Annotated in this window: 13 protein-coding genes; 10 read left to right on the top strand and 3 right to left on the bottom strand. The window is 64.5% G+C overall.

The window, feature by feature from the left end:
* Positions 1 to 105: 105 nt before the first annotated feature.
* On the top strand, positions 106 to 336 hold the full coding sequence (locus tag KF688_07645; GenBank protein ID MBX3425534.1) for a hypothetical protein: 231 nt from the start codon (positions 106 to 108) through the stop codon (positions 334 to 336).
* A 515-nt stretch (positions 337 to 851) separates the two neighbouring features.
* Here the strand turns inward: KF688_07645 and KF688_07640 are convergent.
* Positions 852 to 1,127 (bottom strand): hypothetical protein, encoded by a 276-nt coding sequence (locus KF688_07640; protein ID MBX3425533.1) that lies wholly within the window; start codon positions 1,125 to 1,127, stop codon positions 852 to 854.
* A gap of 213 nt (positions 1,128 to 1,340) precedes the next feature.
* On the opposite strand from KF688_07640, the gene KF688_07635 reads away from it, so the two are divergent.
* Positions 1,341 to 1,703: an STAS domain-containing protein gene (locus KF688_07635; GenBank protein MBX3425532.1), complete on the top strand. Its 363-nt coding sequence runs from the start codon at positions 1,341 to 1,343 to the stop codon at positions 1,701 to 1,703.
* Between the two features lie 143 nt (positions 1,704 to 1,846).
* Here the strand turns inward: KF688_07635 and KF688_07630 are convergent, their stop codons facing one another.
* Both KF688_07630 and KF688_07625 read right to left on the bottom strand, forming a co-directional pair.
* Complete coding sequence (locus KF688_07630; GenBank protein MBX3425531.1) at positions 1,847 to 7,138, bottom strand: DUF1080 domain-containing protein; 5,292 nt, start codon at positions 7,136 to 7,138, stop codon at positions 1,847 to 1,849.
* 48 nt (positions 7,139 to 7,186) lie between these two features.
* Complete coding sequence (locus KF688_07625; protein ID MBX3425530.1) at positions 7,187 to 8,395, bottom strand: Gfo/Idh/MocA family oxidoreductase; 1,209 nt, start codon at positions 8,393 to 8,395, stop codon at positions 7,187 to 7,189.
* A gap of 269 nt (positions 8,396 to 8,664) precedes the next feature.
* Between KF688_07625 and KF688_07620 the strand changes: the two genes are divergently transcribed.
* The 8 genes from KF688_07620 to KF688_07585 all read left to right on the top strand — a co-directional run bounded on the left by KF688_07620 (position 8,665) and on the right by KF688_07585 (position 18,460).
* Positions 8,665 to 9,852, top strand: a complete 1,188-nt coding sequence (locus KF688_07620; protein ID MBX3425529.1) for a DNA-binding transcriptional regulator — start codon at positions 8,665 to 8,667, stop codon at positions 9,850 to 9,852.
* A 364-nt stretch (positions 9,853 to 10,216) separates the two neighbouring features.
* Positions 10,217 to 11,125, top strand: a complete 909-nt coding sequence (locus tag KF688_07615) for a PEP-CTERM sorting domain-containing protein (protein ID MBX3425528.1) — start codon at positions 10,217 to 10,219, stop codon at positions 11,123 to 11,125.
* Between the two features lie 102 nt (positions 11,126 to 11,227).
* Positions 11,228 to 12,262, top strand: a complete 1,035-nt coding sequence (locus KF688_07610) for a DUF1559 domain-containing protein (protein MBX3425527.1) — start codon at positions 11,228 to 11,230, stop codon at positions 12,260 to 12,262.
* Positions 12,263 to 12,270: 8 nt separating this feature from the next.
* Entirely contained in the window at positions 12,271 to 12,723 is a 453-nt protein-coding gene (locus KF688_07605; protein MBX3425526.1) for a hypothetical protein, read from the top strand.
* Positions 12,724 to 12,787: 64 nt separating this feature from the next.
* Entirely contained in the window at positions 12,788 to 13,966 is a 1,179-nt protein-coding gene (locus KF688_07600) for a hypothetical protein (protein ID MBX3425525.1), read from the top strand.
* A 344-nt stretch (positions 13,967 to 14,310) separates the two neighbouring features.
* Positions 14,311 to 15,924: an MFS transporter gene (locus KF688_07595; GenBank protein ID MBX3425524.1), complete on the top strand. Its 1,614-nt coding sequence runs from the start codon at positions 14,311 to 14,313 to the stop codon at positions 15,922 to 15,924.
* Positions 15,925 to 15,929: 5 nt separating this feature from the next.
* Complete coding sequence (locus KF688_07590; GenBank protein ID MBX3425523.1) at positions 15,930 to 17,393, top strand: ADP-ribosylglycohydrolase family protein; 1,464 nt, start codon at positions 15,930 to 15,932, stop codon at positions 17,391 to 17,393.
* Between the two features lie 179 nt (positions 17,394 to 17,572).
* On the top strand, positions 17,573 to 18,460 hold the full coding sequence (locus KF688_07585) for a glycoside hydrolase family 16 protein (protein ID MBX3425522.1): 888 nt from the start codon (positions 17,573 to 17,575) through the stop codon (positions 18,458 to 18,460).
* Positions 18,461 to 18,478: the final 18 nt, after the last annotated feature.

The following is an 18,478-nucleotide window of genomic DNA, read 5'->3' as shown; positions in this document are numbered from 1 at the left end:
GCTTGCCGACGTCTGCTTCCCCTCGACGACAAGCCGAATAACGTCTGTTCCTCGACAATCGCCCTCGTGACCGCGCCCCGGGGTGATCCCCCCAGCGAACTTCGATTGACCGTCTGGACCGTACAAAACGACCGCCCCGGAAACGCCCAGACCAAGCGAGGCGGCGATACGACCGTCCTCATCCTCGACGATCTGCGCATATTTTGCCGCTTCAAGGTTCGTGACGAGCGAGGTGCGGCCCCACTCCAGAGGAGTTCCAAGCGGACGATAGACGAGAACCGTAACGGCAAGGCGCGTACTGCATCGAGCGAGAATTCGTTCGATTTGCCGGACTGACGCCGTCGTACAAGGACATCGAGGATGAGCGGCCATCACGAGCCGGTAGGGCGCGTCGTTCGGACGCTTCGGCAGTTCCGCCTCGCGTTCCGCACAAGGCTGGACCGTTGCTCCTGAGGCGTGTTTGTACACGAGTATGAACAAAAACGCCGCTAAGCATGCAATAACCCAAAGGCAAGTGACAATGGCCCGTGGTTTCGAGAATGCCTCCCCTGACGTCGAAGCAACTTGCTTCCGAAGCAGACCTTCGTTCTCCGACTCCTTGTCCGTCATCTTGCTATCCAAGACGCACCTCCGCATTTTGTGGAATACGACCAACAAATGCAGCGTCATCCTCAACGGAATCACAAGCTGAGCGGTCTGTGCGTTCCTCCCAATTCCCAATAGCAAAGCTTAGGTCGCTTCGCTATCCGTGTGAGACAGGCCCCCCATGTCACACGCGGCCAAATCAATACAATCCGCACAAACCCTAGATTCAACTGCATGAAAATTGAAAGGACGGCGCCAATTGATTCTTACAAACGAGTCGTCGGTTGATCGTCGCTCGAAATTGCAGTCGCGTGCTCGGCGATCACCGCATTTGCGGACATCCGCATTGCTTCTCCGGCAATCGCGGCAGATTCGGCTTCGGCAGCTGTCTGGCTTGCGGTTGCATCATTCAGCCCCGCTCCGCATTGAATACGCAAACCAGGGGCTTTCACACCATACTTCTTGTTATGTTGCTTCGTCGCCGATCCTCCCGAATGCTTCGCATGAAGACCGTGACGCTGCCAAGGAGCGCCGAAGGGCACAAGTCAAGGCCTCGACATGCGAGGCGCTCCGCGTCCGATTGCCGATCCAAGCGAGCTTGCGTTTGGGTTTGGCAGCAGCGTCAGCACGCTCGGCAATGACGATGCCCTCGGTCCCCGACGTCGGCGGATTCCGCGTGCATGCCGGGCGGGCGTGTGCTAGATTGCGCAAGTCGCAGTTCGATCCGCTCCTCGTCTCCCCGCAGCGAGTCCGCCATGTCCCTCGTCACCGCTTCCAAAGACGGCATCCTGACGGTCGCCATCGCCGACGAACGGCTCGTCGACCCCGAGCACCTCGCGCGGATGTTCAAGGACCTCGAAGGAGTGCTGGGCAAGAGCGACGAGGATCGGGTGATCCTCGACTTCTCGAACGTCAAGTTCATGGCCTCTTCGGCCCTGGGAAAGCTGGTGCAGCTCAACAAGAAGTGCGCCGAATACCGGGCGAAACTGAAGCTGAGCGGCATCTCGAAGGAGATTTACGAAGTCTTCAAAATCACCAAGCTCCACAAGGTGTTCGACATCGCCGCGGACGAAGCGACGGCCCGCAAGGCGTTTCAGAAGACCGGGCTGTTCCGGTGAATGTTGTGCGACCGCAGCGCACCGCCGCGTGAATTGGCTTGCCCCGCGAAGTTCGCGACTCATCGCGAATCGATTGACAGTACGCTCGCGGACTTGACGCCAGCGCCCAATCGGAGATCTACCACAAGCGAGTACGTTTCACGCTATTCGCTCCCTGCGCGGGATCCTCCCGGGCCAAGTGGCGTCAGCGCCAGGCGGCGAAAACGCACCTCAGTCGGGCCGCCGGAGTGGACCTGCAGTGCGAACACCCCGCGACGTCGCCCCGCGGGGTCGTCGAGATCGACGCACGGCTGGTCGTTGATCCAGGTGCGAATTCGGGCCCCTTCGGCACGGACGACGTACTTGTTCCACTCGCCGCGACGGACATGAGCTTCGCCGGGCTTGTCCCAGAGCAGTTCCCGGCCGTGCTCTTCGTACAGCTTGCCCCACCAGCCCGGACCGACGTCGGCTTGATACCCGGCCACGTCTCCGTCGCCCGTCTCGCGGCTGCGAAACTGCACGCCGCTGTTGCCGGCGTCGTCGACGAGCTTCACCTCCATGGTCAACTCGAAATCGTCTGCGGCCAGATCGCTGACCAAGAACGAATTGCGGGCCAATCCCGAGGCGGCGCGGCCGACGATCTCGCCGTCTTCCACGGACCACACCGCCTCGTCCCCATGCCAGCCCGACAAGTCCTGGCCGTTGAACAGGGGCGGCGCCCCGTCGGCCGACGCCAAGAGCGGCGCTTGCGATCGTCCCCGCAGGTAAGCGATCAGCGAGACGATCTCCTCGTCGGTGAACTGCTGCAGCTGATTCTCGGGCATGAGCGAGAGTTCGCTCAGCGAACGGTCGTCGATTTCGTCTTTGGGGATCGTGATCGTCTCGGTCGCGGATTTGAGCGTCAGCGAGTGATCGTCCTCGGCGGAGACGACGCCGCTCAGCACCCGGCCGCCGTCGGTCAGCACGACCGTCGTTTGGTACTCCTTGCTGATCAGCGCGCCGGGGTCGACGATGTTGTCCAGAAGATAGTCGAGATTCGAGCGATTCGATCCCGTCAAATCGGGACCGATCGCCGCGCCGACCCCGTACAGCACATGACACGCCTGACACGTGCGAGTGAACACGGCCCGGCCGAGGATCGGGTCGGCCGCGTCCGGGGGCGCGGAAGTGACGAGGTCGCGATACCGTTGAATCTGCTGCAACTTCTCGTCCGGGGTCGTGCGAAGGCTCCCCCAGGTCTCGGCGAGCTTCTCCGCGACGGCGTCGTTCTGCAAATTCAGCAGTTGTCGAGCCAAGTCGGCCGAGAGATCGGCTCGCGAGATGCGGCCCGCGGCCATCGCGTCGAGCAGGGCCGACCCGTACGCAGGGCGCGAGGCGAGCGTCGCCAGCGCTTGGCGTCGCTCGTGAAGGGGGAGCGACCCGTAGACCGCCAGCAGTCTAGCCGGGGTATCGTCCGCGTCGTAGCGAGCCAAGCCTGTGAGCGCAACCGATCGAAGTTCCGCGTCGGCGAGCAGGTCGTACAGCGTGCCTACCAGTTCCGGATCCGCCGCGTCGAGCAGCGTCTCGACGGCGGACCGCCGCGCGGCCAGATCGGCTGACGGCGAACCGGCCACGACACGCAGCGCGCGCATCGCCTGGCGATCGCCGAACGCGACCCCCAGCGCGGTCGCTTGGGTCCGCACCTCGTCGTCCGCAGCGGCGAGCTTCGCGTAGGTCGTCTTCCAGCCTGGGGGTTCGGCCACATTGCGACGCCCTTTGAGCGCCGCCCGCAAGCCGGCCAGAATCGCCGTCTGGCCGGCGCGGTCGGAGGCGTTCCCGAGAGCGGCGATCAGCACGCCGCGGGTCGCGTCCGAGTCGATCGCGCCGATTCGCTGGATCATGAAGTCCCGCACGCGCGGCATGGCGCGCGCGTGTTTCATGGCCAACTGCAAGGCCCGCTCGGGATTGACTTCGGCCAACGGCTCTGCGGCGTACCAGTACAAAAGCGGCAGGTTGTGATCCCCGGCATCCTCGCCATGAGCCAGCAGCGCGTCGAGCGTCTCCCACCGCTCGTTCAGCGGGAGACGTCCGACGGCCGAAGCGAGGGCCAAGCGAACGACCGGCGAAGGATCGCTCGTTGCCAGCGAGATCCACGCGGGCAGCAGTTCCGCGTGCTTGGCATCCGGCCGATCCAAAGCCGCTTGAATCGTCCAAGCGCGAACATGCGGGCTGGCGTCCTGCAGCAACTGCGAGACGAGTAGCGAATCGAGGTTATTCGTCGCATGCAACGCCCACAGGGCCCGCAAGCGGCGCGTTTCGTCGGCGTGCTCGCAGACGATTCTTCGCAGTCGCGCGAGGGCGGTCGTGGCGAGGGCTCGCTCCGACGCGCGTTCCTGCAGCACCCGGCGCGCGTGACGCACGTACCAGTCGTTGGGGTTGAGCGCGTGCTCGGCGAGATCATCGTCGCTCGCCGCCGCCAAATCGACCGCGACGGACTGAGGCTTGCCGTAGAAGATCTTGTAGATGCGCCCGTTGCTGCGGTCATGCAGCGACGCGTCGCCGTGATGGCACGCCTGCATATCGTACCAATCGATGACGAACATCTGCCCGTCGGGCCCGTATCGCATGTTGAGCATCTGCGACGCGCGATCCTGGGTCAGCAGGAAGTCGGGGCCGTGCCGTCCCACGAGCCCAGACCCGTGCGGCTCGAGCACGTCCATGTTGAGCCGCTGGCCGTGAATGTTGTTCATGAACACTTGGCCGCGATAGCGTTCGGGCCACGCGCCGCCGAGATAAATCATGGCGCCGGCGTGGGCGTGTCCGCCGCCGGCGGAATCGGATTTCTCGTTGCCGCTGTGGGGCGTGTCTCCCAGGTAATGGCGGTGATCGGCGATCGTCTTGACGTCGTCGAACGTGAAGGGGTTGAAGTGGGCCCCCGCCTGACGTTGGTAACGAGCGCCCTGAATGACGTGGAACAAGTGGGGAATGACACACGCCGTGCATACGGCCTGTCCGCGATCGGTGAAGTCGACGCCCCATGGGTTGCTGGTGCCGTGGGCGAAGACCTCGAACGCCTGCCGCACCGGGTGATAGCGCCAGATTGCGGCGTTCAGCGGGGTGCGGTCGCTGGCCGGAGCGCCGGGCTTGCCGACCAGCGAATGCGTGAAGACCCCGTGACACCCGTAAAGCCACCCGTCCGGACCCCAGATGAACGCGTTGAGCGTTTCGTGCGTGTCGTGATAGCCCCAGCCGTCCAGCAGCACCTGCGGCTCGCCGTCGGGGACGTCGTCGCCGTCGCGATCGGGGATGAACAGAAGATACGGCGCCGCGCCGACCCACACGCCCCCGAATCCGACCTCGAGCCCGCTGACGAGATTGAGCCCCTCGGCGAACACCGTGCGCTCGTCGAATCGGCCGTCCCCGTCGGTGTCGGCGAACACGAGAATCCGATCGCGCCCCTTTCCTTCAGGGGCGCGCCGGGGGTACTCGTACGCCTCGGCCACCCACACGCGACCGCGATCGTCGAGCGCCATCGCGATCGGCTGCTTCACGTCAGGTTCGGCGGCGAACGCCGTCGCCGTGAACCCCGCGGGCAACTTCATTGCGGCAGCGGCTTCCTCGGCCTCCAGTCCGGCGAACGGATAGTCGTCCGTCTGGAGGATCCGCGATTCAAGCGCCGAGATCTGCGGCTTGGCCTCGTGGAAGCGGAAGTGGTCGAAGTTGACGTGTCCCCACGGTCCGCTGCTCTCGTCGACGATCCGCACAAACGCGATCTTGCCCAGATGGTCGGAGACGTCGAACGAGACGGGACGCAATTGTTCGGAGTCCTGGCCGCTAGCTGACAGCAGCACGGCGCCGGTCTCCTGGCGAACCAACTCGACCCGCGTTTCCGGCGCGGCCCCTCCGCCGACGTAGAAGCTAATATGCGGATGCGAGATCACGAACGCCGACGACGACAGCGTTCCTTGCGGCGCATCGCCGGCGACTTCGTAGCTGCCGATCCACCGATCGCCGAGATGTCCGCTGACGCTGTCGCCGCGGCGGGCATGAACGGTGTCGCCCCAGATCGGCTGGCCCTTGAAGGCATCGCCCGTTGCGGTCCAGTCGGAGAGGTCGCCCGCTTCGAAATCAAGGTTCAATCGCCTCCCGTCGGGCGACAACGGGACGAACTCCAAGGCGCCGGCCGGACCGGCGTCCTGAGGGGGTTCGGCGACGATTGTCGGATGAGCGGAACCGATCGGCTTCGGCTGCGCTTCGGCGTACTGCTCAGCCGTGACGTCGCGAACCTGATGGCGATGAAGGAACGTTCCCTTCTTGTTGCTCGTGAAGACGTCGGGGAGCCCGTCGCCGTCGACGTCGGCGACCGCGAACTGCGTCCCGACCCCGGAGTTGCCGTCGATGAGCCGCGGGACGAATTCGACGCCATCCGGGCTGCGAACCGTTTGGAACCAATACAGCACGGCCGGGTCGAGCGAACCAGGATCATGCTCCTTGTGCGCCCAAAACCGCTTGCCGGTCACAATGTCGCGGACTCCGTCGCCGTCGACGTCGACGAGTTCCAGCGCGTGGAGTTGCGAGAACGCGACGCCGTAGCGGTTTTCCTCCGGAGTCTCGCCCATGATGCGACGGGGGAGGAACTTCCGGACGCCGTCCTCCACGATCTGTTCGTGCCACACGAGGCCGTACGCATGCGCGTCGAGACTTGTGATCACGTCGTTGTCGCCGTCGCCGTCGAGATCGTAGGCGTACATCTGGGCGCCGCCGGGGCCGGCGAACTCGACCGGGTGGTGGGTCCACTCCTCCCCTTGTTCCCTGTCGGCCGGTTGCCGCCACCAGCCGGTCTTTTCGAGCAAATCGAGGCGGCCGTCGCCATCGACGTCTCCCGCCCCCAAGCCGTGCGTGAAGGGCCCGTAGCCGCGGTCGGGCGAGACGGCCCGAAACGTCCACGGGGCCGTCGGGTTCGCCGGGTCGACGAGTGCGTAGCCAAGCCGCCCGCGCGACATGCAAACCAATTCCGGCATGCCGTCGCCCGTGAGGTCGACCGCCAGCGGCGATTCGTTGTCGACGCCCTTTAGGACGAGATGGCGGCGCCAGGGCCCGCCCCCTTCGCCAGGGTTCTCGAACCATGCCGCCTCGGCGCCAGGAAAGCCGACGACGAGCACGTCTTGCCGGCCGTCGCCGTTGAAGTCGGCGACGTGGGCGACGAAGTTGTCGGAATAACCGTCGACGTCGAACGCCTGCGGCGGATAGATTTCGCGCCGCTCGAGAAATTCGGGGCCGCGATACCAGTACGGCCCCGCGACGAGATCGAGGCGACCGTCGCCGTCGATGTCGCCGACCGCCGCCCCTTCGGCGACAAACTCGGGGGACATACGGACGCGCTGAAACTCATGGAGCCGAAAGCCGGACTCCGCGCCCGTCGCTCCCGCGCTCGTCGCGACCATCAGTGCCGCGAGAGCCGCACGTTGAACGTTCATGACGATGTATCCCTGGCTGCCGTCCGGCGTGCATCGCTGCCGGCTCGGTCAGCGAGCTTGGTCGGTCTGCGAGATCGGCGCTCCCTCTCGTACGCCGGCGAGACGGGCCGGCGCCCCGTGGGCGCGATCATACCGCATGGAAGCCGTTTTGGTGAATTCGGGAAGGCCCAGTATCGCCCCCCCCTGCATGGCGGATTCGTGCGCCAAAATCCCCACGCACGTCCAGTTGGCGCTGGTGGTGGCGTTGGGCCACGGTTGCCGATCATCTCTCACGGCCGAGACGAACTCGTGGACCAAGTGGGGATGCGATCCGCCGTGGCCGGCGCCTTGCAAGAACGACAGGTGATCGGCGTCGACGATCGATCGCGTGAACGGACGAATCTCCTCCGGCAGCAGGTGGGCGAAATCGGGGATCTCGACCCGCTCGGGAATCTCGTGCTCGGGGCGCTTCGCCGTATGAACGACGTGCGGCTCGCCTTCGACCAGCGTCCACTCGAACGATTTCTTCGACCCGTACACGTCGAAGCTCTCGCGATACTGCCGAGCCGTGTCGTACAGGAACCGCCAGACGTGGGCGGCGACGTCGCTGTCGGCGAGCCTGATGTGGCATGATTGGACGGCGAACGGGTTGCCGGACTTCTCCCGAATGTCGTCCCGGACGGCGCCGGAACCGAAGCAGGAGACGGACTCGGCCCGGCTGTCCATGAGCCCCAGCACGGGGCTGACGACGTGCGTGGCGTAGTGCATCGGGATCATCCGTTCCCAATACGTCGGCCAGCCGTCCATATCCTGCGGGTGCGAGGCCTGCAGGTATTGGATCTTGCCGAACTCGCCGCGGCGATACATGTCGCGGATGAACAGAAACTCGCGGCTGTAGACCACGGTCTCGGCCATCATGTACTTGAGGCCCGTTTCCTCGACCAGTCGGCAGATCTGCCGGCACTCGTCGATCGTGGTCGCCATGGGGACGGTGCACATGACGTGCTTGCCGGCCTTGAGGGCCTCGATGCTCATCCAGCCGTGATCGGGGATCGGGCTGTTGATGTGAACGAAGTCCACGGTCGGATCGGCAAGCAGTTGCCGGTAGCTCGTGTAACGCTGCGGCACGCCGAACGCGTCGCCCGCCTTGTGGAGTTCGGCTTCGTTACGACGACAGATCGCGTGAATATTGACGTCGGGATGCCGTTGGTAGATCGGAATGAACTCGGCGCCAAACCCGAGTCCGACGATCGCCGCGTTGAGCTTCTGAGCATTCATGGTCGTCGCCGCCCGCCAAAGTGACAGTGGAGTCGAAAGCAAGCCCGTACAGTCGGTCCTGCCATCGCCGAGAGGCGTGCCGCAAGGAGGAGCAAGACGAGCGATTGCGTCGAGGCAATCGTTGCATTTTAGCCCGACTTGCCTACGCTAGAATGAACTATAGCGCACAATACCCGTCTTATTTTACATGCCCTTCCTCCCTCGACCGGCGCGGTTACGCTGGCCTTGTGCGCGTCTTGTCCTGAGCACTTGTTCCCGCCGGAGAATCGATGCAACGCCGCTCCGTCGCCCTGCTGGTCGAAACCTCCAACGCCTACGCTCGCGGCCTGTTGGACGGAATCATCGCCTACCAACGGGAACATGAACTGTGGTCCATCTACGTCGCCGAGCAGGACCGGGGCGCCCGGCCGCCAGTCTGGCTCAAGAACTGGAAAGGGGACGGCGTCATCGCTCGAATCGAGACGCCCCAAATTGCCGCAGCGGTGCAAAAGTTGAATGTCCCGACGGTCGACGTCAGCGCCGCCCGGATGGTCAAGAGCCTGCCCTGGGTTGAGACCGACGATCGTGAAATCTCGCGGCTGGCCGTCAATCATCTTGTCGAGCGGGGGTTCGAGAATCTTGCCTTCTGCGGGGAACCGATCTTCAACTGGTCGCAATGGCGCGAGGAGAACTTCCTGGAGTTCGCCGCCAAGGCGAATTGCCTGTGCCACGTCTTTCGCGGACTGTCGCGGAACGAAAAGGGGTTTTCCTGGACCCGCGAACGCCGCCGGTTGACCGCTTGGATTCAAAAGCTCCCCAAGCCGATCGGGATCATGGCCTGCTACGACTTCAAGGGGCAGCAACTTCTGGACGTTTGCCGGGAATTGGACGTCGCCGTCCCCGAGCAAGTCGCGGTCGTAGGAGTCGACAACGACGCCCGATTGTGCGAGCTTTGCACGCCTCCCCTGTCGAGCGTGATTCCCGATACTCACCGCACCGGTTACATGGCGGCGGAACTGCTGGACCGGATGATGCACGGCGATACGATCTCGAACCGAGCGACGCTGGTGGCGCCAATCGGCATCGCCACCCGGCAATCGAGCGACGTCTATGCCATCGACGACGAGTTCATTGCCGCGGCTTTGCGATACATCCGCGAGCATGCGTGCGAAGGAATCACCGTGGCCGACGTCCTTAAGGTCGTGCCCTTGTCGCGACGAATGCTGGAGCACCGCTTCCAGAAGCTGGTTCGACGAACGCCTCACGCCGAGATCACCCGCATCCGCATGGAACGGGTCTGCCGACTGCTCCGCGAGACGGATCTGTCGCTCGACGAAATTGCCCGCAAGACGGGCTACGCCCATGCAGACTACCTGTCGGTCGCGTTCAAGAAGCAAACCGGCATGTCGCCCCGCGAGTTCCGCAAAGACACCGGCTACCATTCGCTGAAGGCGCAGCATGGAATGCTTGCGGATTGAGCGTCGTTCCGGCGTCGGATCGCAATTGATTTTCACATCCGACTATGTCATTTCACACGCCATTTCGGCGGTGATTTCAAATTGACGCCTTCGACAGTTTGGTTGAACATCTAGTCAGGCGGTCTTGCTTCGAACGCAGAGCATTTGCACTGCATCGAATCCCGCTCTGCCGCACGTCTCCTCGGTTGCCGAGTGCTCGCTACGACCACGGTCGCCGGCGACCAGCGTACGAACTTCGCCGGCTTATCACGCGAATCGTCCCTGGCGCCCGCGCGGCTCTGCAACGTCCGAGACGCACGACGGCGGCATCTCATCGGCTTTTTTTGCTACGCACCTTTGGACACGTCTCATTCGGAGGGGTCTCATGAAACGAACGGCAAGTACTTTAACGATCGCCGTCGCGATTGTCGCGGCGGCGGGTCGCGCTCCCGCGGTCACTTACAACTATGCCGGCACTGACTACGACATCGGCGGCACGTTCTTCCCCGGCGGAACGGCCCCCTACGTCGTCGCCCCGTGGCGGAGCAACGACGCCGCCAAGGCGTTCGACATCGACGGGAACAACGTCTACGGCTCGGCCGGCTACGTGATGTTCGCCACGCAGTATCTCTATCCGAACGCCGGTTGCTGCGGCAGCAGCGCGCCCTACGCCAGCGCGACTTATCCGAACCTCGAAAGCATGCCGTCCTGGATCGCCGGGACGCAGAATCTGACCACCAACAAGGTCGGCGGCTGGAACTACGCCCTGGTCGACGACCCGACGCAGACCAACGGACCGCGCAACTACAACTGGGGGCAAAGCCTCGCTCCGCCCGTCAACGGCCAAGTCCCGTACGTCAAGCTCGGCATCCTGGACGGCAACGACATTTTCGGGAACAACCCCGCGACGACCCCCGCCGGTCGCTGGGCGTTTACCGTCGGCCCGAACGCTCCGGCGGTGATTCGCGTCGGCGTGATGACAGACGGACTTGACGACACCCACTGGGCGGCCAGCGAGGTCGTCCTGGCCGAGGTGACTGGCATGCCGAACCCGATGATCGTCGGCTCGGCCACGTCCGGGACCGTGACGCGAAACAGGTTTATCGACATTCACACGTTCGACATCGTCGGAGCCCAGGCCGGCGATACGTTTGCGATCATGGCCCGTGCCGCCAGCGGCGGTTTCGGCGCCATCTCGGCCGTCACGTTCGACGTGGTGCCCGAGCCGACGACTGCGGGGCTGACCCTGTCCGCACTCGCGGCGCTCGCCGGCTGGCGGCGTCGTCGGGTATAAGCAAGGAGCCCTCGGAGCGAGTTGACAGAGAAAACCGCTCGCCGCGATCAGGGGCCGTCGCGCCCCTGATCGCTCGGGCGGCGAAGGATCTGCGAGGCAACTATGACGGACTCATCACCCCGACGATCTCCGACAGCGGCGTTCACGCTGGTCGAGTTGCTGGTGGTCATCGCGATCATCGGCGTGCTGGTGGCGTTGTTGCTGCCGGCGATTCAGGCGGCGCGCGAGGCGGCGCGCATGAACACCTGCCAGAATCACCTCCGTCAGGTCGCGCTGGCTTGCCTGAATCACGAGAGCAGCCTGAAGCGACTCCCTTCGGGGTTCACCTCGCTCGACGGCGGCCCCGGCGACACGGTCGACATCTTCCACACTTGGGCGTCCTACGTGCTCCCCTACCTTGAACAGGCGAACGTCTTCGGGCAGATCGATTTCACGATCCCCTCGTACCGACCCTGGGAACTCGCGGGAGCGACGCAGCCGCTAAACGCCCCGTGGACGTACACGCAACTCGACGTCTATCTGTGCCCGTCCGATCAGCCGCGGGGGATTCATACGGGCGACGCCCAGTGGTTCGCCCACGGCAGCTATTTGGCGAACCAAGGGTGGTGGGGCTGGTGGCAACGAACGACGCTCAACACCTACCAGGCGCGGCTGCAGGCTGAGACGACCGCCAACGGCGGCATCGACAAACGGGGCCCGTTTCAGAAGGTGTGGGGACAAAAAAACAAGGGGACTCAACTTCGCGAGATCAGCGACGGCACGAGCAATACGGCGATGCTCGCCGAGTGTCGGCAGTATCCGGGCGAGGATTCGCGCGGCGTACTGTTTCTGGGAAGCTGCGTCTACTCGCACGAGAACCCGCCGAACGCGCGTTCGCTGGACTACCTGGAGTGGTGCGGCAGCGACGTCGGGGCTGACGATCGAGACGGGGTCGTCAATCCCTCGGCGCCCTGCTCGGAGGCGCGCCGGGCGGCCCGCGGAATGTGGACCCAACCGGCGCGCAGCCAGCATCCCGGCGGCGTGAACGTCGCGTTCTGCGACGGCCGGGTCGTGTACGCAAGCGACGACGTCGACATTGACGCTTGGCGTGCGATCTCGACGATGGCCAACGCCGAAACGCTCAACATCGGATCATGATACGGAGCATGACGAAGGTACGCCGCCAAGTTGATGTTTCTCCTGCCGCGCGAGCGTGCCTCTGGTCGCTTGCTGCGACGATCGTCGTCGCGTCCGGCTGCCAGGCGAAGAATGAACGAGTCGCCGTGACCGGCAACGTGACGTACGACGGCGAAGCCGTCGCCGACGGCCAGATCGCCTTTGAGCCGAAAGGCCGCGGCAAGATGGAATTCGCCCGGATCAACGAGGGACGCTACTCGTTGCCGGTCGAGTACGGACTCCTTCCGGGCGAATACCTCGTCCGCATTACCGGCAACCGAGCCAGCGGGAAGCTGGCCCAAAGCGACGCCTTCCTCGACGGAGCCGACTCGCTGGAAATCGTCGACCAATACATCCCGTTGAAATACAACAGCGGCTCGCAACTGACCGTGACGATCGAGCAGGCCGAGCGGGTCGAACGCGACTTCACGCTTGCACCGTAATCTCGAGCGCGAACATACCTGAACACGCAGAACTTCGATTTATCCCCCAGAGGCGGAAACGGTCATGCGCATTTCCATCACAGCACAGCGAATCGTTCGGACAGTCCTGCTCTCCGCCGCGATCGGCGCCTCCGCCTCCGCTGGCGCAGCCGTCGTCCAGTTTGCGGGGTCGCAAGCGAATCTCGACAACGGGTTGTTCCCCGGCGGCGGCCTGCCGTACGTCACCGCGTACTGGCGGACTTCGACCACCAATAACGTCTACGCCACGAGCAGCGGCGACTTCGAGCAGTTCTACGGCCGGGCGGGGTATGCGTTGTTTGCAACGCGGTTCGCCTACCCGAGCGTCAACGACGGCATTAGCGATCCCAATATTGCTCCCGACGGTGAAGACCCGCTGTTTCCGAACCTCATCGATCTGCCGAGCTGGGTGGCCGAATCCCAAATTCTGGCCGAGCGAATGGCCGGCGGGTTCGCTTACTCGCTCATCGACGATCCGCGGCTGATGTTCGACGGGACTCGGCAGTGGACGTTCGACGGCGTGAACTATCCGCCGGCGACCGGCATGAACGGCACGGGGCAGAACCCCTACGTCAAAATCGGTTTCCTCGACGGACGCGACATTCTGGGGAACGACCCCGCGGTCACCCCCGCGGGACGGTGGGGATTCACCGTCGGAGAGGACGCCCCGGCGGCCTTTCGCGTCGGAGTGATGACCGACGGCAATGACAACGAACTCTACACCCCCGCCGAGGTGCTGTTGCAGCAATTCGACGGGACGACGCCGGTCGGCAGCCCAGCGACGACCGGAACCCTCTCGGGGTCGCTCAAGGATCGCTTCTTCGACATGCACTTCTTCGACATCATCGGCGCCCAGCCGGGCGAATCGTTCGTCTTCGCCGTCCGGGCCGGCGCGGGATCGTTCGGCAACTCGGGAATCGCCGGATTCTCGTTCGACATCCTCTCCGTGGCGGCGGAGAACGCCGATTTCAACGACGACGACGTCGTCGACGGCTCCGACTTCTTGATCTGGCAACGCGGGTTCGGCACGAACGGTTCGGCGACGCTGGGTGACGGCGACGCCAACGGCGACGGCAACGTCGACGCCGGCGACCTGGGCGCCTGGGCGGCTCAGTACGGCGCCCCGGGCGCCGTGTCCGCCGTGGCGAGCGCCGTCCCCGAGCCGGCGACGGCGCTCCTCGGGTTGCTCGCCGCTGCCGGGCTCGTCGCTCGCTCACGGCGATAATGCGAGTCGCTCGCCTGAGGCTGATCGCTCCGCCGCGACGGGGCGGCCTGGATCGTCGACACGTACCGCAACTCGGAGCGGAGGGACGCAGTTCCACGCCTCACCGCCCGCATCCCTCCGAGTTTGCTCGCGATTCCAAGCGGCATTTGCGGTTCTCTTGAAGCAGGGCGCGAGCCAGATCGGACTTGGCAATTCTCCGGAACACGTTCGCAGACCCTTAACTTGCGTCGAGCGACTTGCTATCACGTGAGGGCGGTCCAGGCGACGCGCAACTGCTTACGGTCGTCGCCCGGTATCTGCGCCTCGTCGTCGTCTCTCGTCACTCGCTCGCGTTCTCGGAAGGCATGATGCAATCTGACAACAATCGTCGGCTGTTTCTCGGCTGCTTCATCGGCTTGGCCGCCACGTCGTTCGGCTTCGCCGTCCGCGGCGCCGTGCTGGGCGACTGGGAGACGCAATTCGGCCTGACCGAAGAACAGAAGGGGATCATCAACGGCGTCGGAGTCTACCCGTTCGCCATCTCGATCATTCTGTTCAGCCTGATCGTCGACCGCATCGGCTACGGCACGGCGATGGTTTTTGCGTTCTTGGGGCACGTGGTGTCGACCGTGCTGACGATCTTCGCGCCGAACTTTCTGACGCTGTATCTCGCGACGTTCCTGTACGCCTTGTCCAACGGGGTCGTCGAGTCAGTCATCAATCCGGTCGTCGCCACGATTTACAAAGACAACAAAACGCACTGGCTGAACGTGCTCCACGCGGGGTGGCCGGGGGGCCTCGTCCTGGGGGGATTGTTGTCAATCCTGGTGACCAGGCTGGAGGACGGATTTGGCGCCAAGCTGCCGGGCGAAATCTGGCAATGGCAGATGGCGATCCTCTTGCTGCCGATCCTCGTCTACGGCTCTTTGTTGCGCGGGGTCCGCTTTCCCACCCAGGAGCGAGTCGAAGCGGGAGTCTCGTTCGACGACATGCTCAAGGAATTCGGCTGGGGGAGCGCCTACATCGTCTCGTACCTGATCATCATGGGGATCTGCCAGGTGCTGACGGTGCTGGACATGGAGTCAGTACGCAGTCTGCTGGCGTGGCTCGACTGGCGAACGGCGATGATCGTTGCAGTCGTCCCGGCGATGCTGTTCGCCGTCCGCGTCCGCGGCGCCTTCGGCCGGCCGATGTTCGTGTTTCTGCTGCTGTTGATGTTCCTGCTGGCGACGACCGAGTTGGGGACCGACGGCTGGATTCAAGACATCATGGGAGCCGTCTTGCAGGACAAGACGATGGGCACGTGGTTCATCGTCTACACCTCGGCCATCATGTTCGTGCTGCGATTCTTTGCGGGGCCGATCGTGCATCGCATCTCCCCGTTGGGATTGCTGGCGGCTTCCTCGGCGCTGGCGGTGATCGGACTCGTGTGGCTTGGCAACGCCGGAACGGGCGGGGGCGTGCTCTTCCTGGCCGCCACCCTGTACGGGTTCGGCAAGACCTTCTTCTGGCCGACGACGCTGGGAGTCGTCTCCGAACAGTACCCCAAGGGAGGAGCCCTGCTGCTCAACGCGGTGACCGGGGTCGGCATGATCGCCGTCGGCACGATCGGCGGGCCTTACATCGGCACGATCCAGGACGCCGACTTCAACCGCGCGGTGAGCGAACAGGCGCCCGAACTGCACAAGTCGGTCGCCGCGACCAAGACGGGCCTGTTCTCGCAATACGAATACGTCGACAAGAGCAACTACGACGCCCTCGACAAGGCCGAGCGGGAACGGCTCGCGGGCTGGGAGCGGTCGACCAAGCAGCAGGCGCTGGCCAAGATCGCCGTGCTGCCGGCGATCATGTTGGCATGCTATGTGGGCCTGATCGCGTACTTCCGCGCCAAGGGAGGCTACAAGGCCGAGGTCCTGACGGGCCACGCGGCGATCGACGAGAAATTCACCGGCGGGACGATCGGACCAGGCGAGGGCTGACGCACATGCAAATCCCCTGTTTCAGCCGCGCTGCGATCCGTTGGTCAGTCGCGCTCGCTGCGGTCGTCCAGTCGTTCTCGAACTCCGCGGCGGCGAACGGGGCCGAGGTCGTACTTCTGCGGGCCGAAGTTGAAGATCGCATCCGCGGCGGGATGCTGGGGCAGATCCTGGGGAATCTCAACGGACTGCCCCACGAGATGAAGTACATCCACGAACCCGGGAACGTCGACGCCTACGTCCCGGCGCTCCCCGAAGGAGCTCGCACCGACGACGACACCGATCTGGAGTGGATCTACGTCGTCGAGATCGAGCGGCGAGGCGATCCGCTGATCCCCGCCGACCAAATCGCGCGGCTGTGGCGGCGCCATGTGAACGAGGGGGTCTGGTGCGCAAACGGCTACGCGCGGCAACTCATGGAGTTGGATTTCGAACCGCCGCTGACGGGTTCGGCAAAGCTGAATCCCTGGGCCAGCTTCAATCTCTCCGGTCAGTTCGTCTGCGAGTCGTTCGGGCTAATGTCCCCCGCGATGCCGCAGACCGCGGCCCGGATCGGCATGCACTACACGCGAGTCGCCGTCGAGGGAGAGCCTCTGCAAACGACGCGGCTGTTTACCGCGATGATCGCGTCGGCGTTCGTCGAGCACGATGTCGAACGGCTGCTCGATGCGGGCCTCGCCGCGGTTGATCCGCTTTCGGAGGTCGCCGCGATCGTCGCCGCGACGCGTGACATCTGCCGCGCGCATCCCGACGACTGGCGAGCGGCTCGCCAATCGATCAAAGACCGCTGGCAGGTCCATCGGGGCGAAGTCCGTGATTGGAACGGATACGAGTTGAACGCCGCCTGCACGATCGCCGCGCTCGTGTACGGTCGGGGCGACATGGCCGAGACGCTGCGGATCGCCTTCAATCTGGGATGGGACTGCGACAACAACGCGGCGACGGCCGCCACAATCGTCGGGGTCATGGTCGGGCGCCAACGCCTCGACGCGCAGGACTGGGAGATCAAGGATCTGTATCGCAACACGACCCGCCCCGGGATGCCCGACGACGAAACGATCGCCTCGTACGAAGATCGAGTCCTCGCCTGCGCCGACATGGTGATTCGCAGACAGGGAGGCGAGGCAATCGTCGTCAACGGCGAACCGGCCTATCGCATCGTCGCCGAGCGGGCGGGCTATGTCGCCGACGAGGGCGCCGACGCGCCTTGTGCCGGAGCGATTGCTCTCGACCCGCCCGACGGCGCCCCCGAGACGGTCCGCCGCCTCGCCCGAGCCGCTTACTTGGCGATCTGTTGCGGCGTCGATGAACGACTCGCTCGCGAACGCCCGCAGGAGTGGCTGGACGCGGTCCGCGCTCTCGCGTCGTTCGCGGGGCTGATGCGCGAGATCAAGGCCGCCCCCCGCCCCTACGGTACGGTCCAACAAGCCGGCGTCGCACGCTGGCTTGAGGTCGATCAGCTTCCGGATTAGGTCTCCCGGCAGCGAAGTTCGCCCGGCATTGAGGCCGAATTGCGTGGCGCCGCTCACCATGAGCGGCCATTTTCCACGGTTCGCCGGGAAGAGCGCCTCGGCTAGAATCGGCTGCGGTTGCCTCGCATGCCGAGGCTTCGCATTTGGTTTGCTCGATGATGCTCGCCGGGAGTCGTTGGATGCACGTGTTTGTTCGTTGCGGTTGTCTCTCCATCGTGGTTCTGTCAAGCGTCGACAAGGGCGCATGGGCCGTCGATTCGGTCGCGCCCGAGTCGGTCGCCGGCGAGCGACGTGATTTGGCCGGATTCCGCCTCGTGTGGGCGGACGAATTCGATGCGAACGGCCCGCCGAATCCAAAGAACTGGACATACGAACGCGGATTCGTCCGCAATGAAGAGCTGCAGTGGTACGCGCCGCAGAACGCCGACTGCCGCAACGGACTGCTGGTGATCGAGGCGCGCCGCGAGCAGGTGAAGAATCCGCGATTCGACCCGCAATCGGGCGATTGGCGGCGGCGCCGCGAGCATGCCGAGTACACCTCGGCGTGCGTGCTGACCCGCGGATTGCAGGAGTGGCTTTACGGGCGGATCTTCGTCAGGGCCCGCATCGACGCCCGCCCGGGGCTGTGGCCGGCGATCTGGACGCTCGGCTCGGCCCGCGGCTGGCCGGGGTGCGGCGAAATCGACGTCATGGAATACTACCGCGACATGCTGCTGGCGAACGCCTGCTGGTCGGGCCGCCGCGGACGGCCCGCCTGGGATGCGGTGAACGTGCCCCTGGCTGATTTTGGCGAGAACTGGGCGGCGGACTTCCATGAGTGGGAGCTTGACTGGACCGAGTCGCGGATCCGCATCCTCGTCGACGGCAAGCTCCTCAACGAGGTCGATCTGGAACAGGCCGTCAATCAGGACCGCGGGCGGACGCGTCCCTTCGCCGAGCCCCACTACGTGCTGCTCAATCTTGCCATCGGCGGGACGCAGGGGGGAGACCCGAGCGAGACGCAGTTCCCCGCACGGTTCGAGGTCGACTACGTCCGCGTTTATCAGGTTGACGAGACGGCGCAGTAGGCTAGGCGAGTTTCCGGC

It is taken from the genome of Pirellulales bacterium (assembly GCA_019636345.1).
Taxonomy (GTDB): domain Bacteria; phylum Planctomycetota; class Planctomycetia; order Pirellulales; family Lacipirellulaceae.
This window is presented reverse-complemented; position numbering and strand designations above follow the sequence as displayed.

Bases quoted from the DNA above. Each gene is read 5' to 3' on its own strand.
- KF688_07635 (MBX3425532.1), top strand. From the start codon at position 1,341: ATGTCCCTCGTCACCGCTTCCAAAGACGGCATCCTGACGGTCGCCATC.
- KF688_07630 (MBX3425531.1), bottom strand. From the start codon at position 7,138: ATGAACGTTCAACGTGCGGCTCTCGCGGCACTGATGGTCGCGACGAGC.
- KF688_07625 (MBX3425530.1), bottom strand. From the start codon at position 8,395: ATGAATGCTCAGAAGCTCAACGCGGCGATCGTCGGACTCGGGTTTGGC.
- KF688_07620 (MBX3425529.1), top strand. From the start codon at position 8,665: ATGCAACGCCGCTCCGTCGCCCTGCTGGTCGAAACCTCCAACGCCTAC.
- KF688_07615 (MBX3425528.1), top strand. From the start codon at position 10,217: ATGAAACGAACGGCAAGTACTTTAACGATCGCCGTCGCGATTGTCGCG.
- KF688_07610 (MBX3425527.1), top strand. From the start codon at position 11,228: ATGACGGACTCATCACCCCGACGATCTCCGACAGCGGCGTTCACGCTG.
- KF688_07605 (MBX3425526.1), top strand. From the start codon at position 12,271: ATGACGAAGGTACGCCGCCAAGTTGATGTTTCTCCTGCCGCGCGAGCG.
- KF688_07600 (MBX3425525.1), top strand. From the start codon at position 12,788: ATGCGCATTTCCATCACAGCACAGCGAATCGTTCGGACAGTCCTGCTC.
- KF688_07595 (MBX3425524.1), top strand. From the start codon at position 14,311: ATGATGCAATCTGACAACAATCGTCGGCTGTTTCTCGGCTGCTTCATC.
- KF688_07590 (MBX3425523.1), top strand. From the start codon at position 15,930: ATGCAAATCCCCTGTTTCAGCCGCGCTGCGATCCGTTGGTCAGTCGCG.
- KF688_07585 (MBX3425522.1), top strand. From the start codon at position 17,573: ATGCACGTGTTTGTTCGTTGCGGTTGTCTCTCCATCGTGGTTCTGTCA.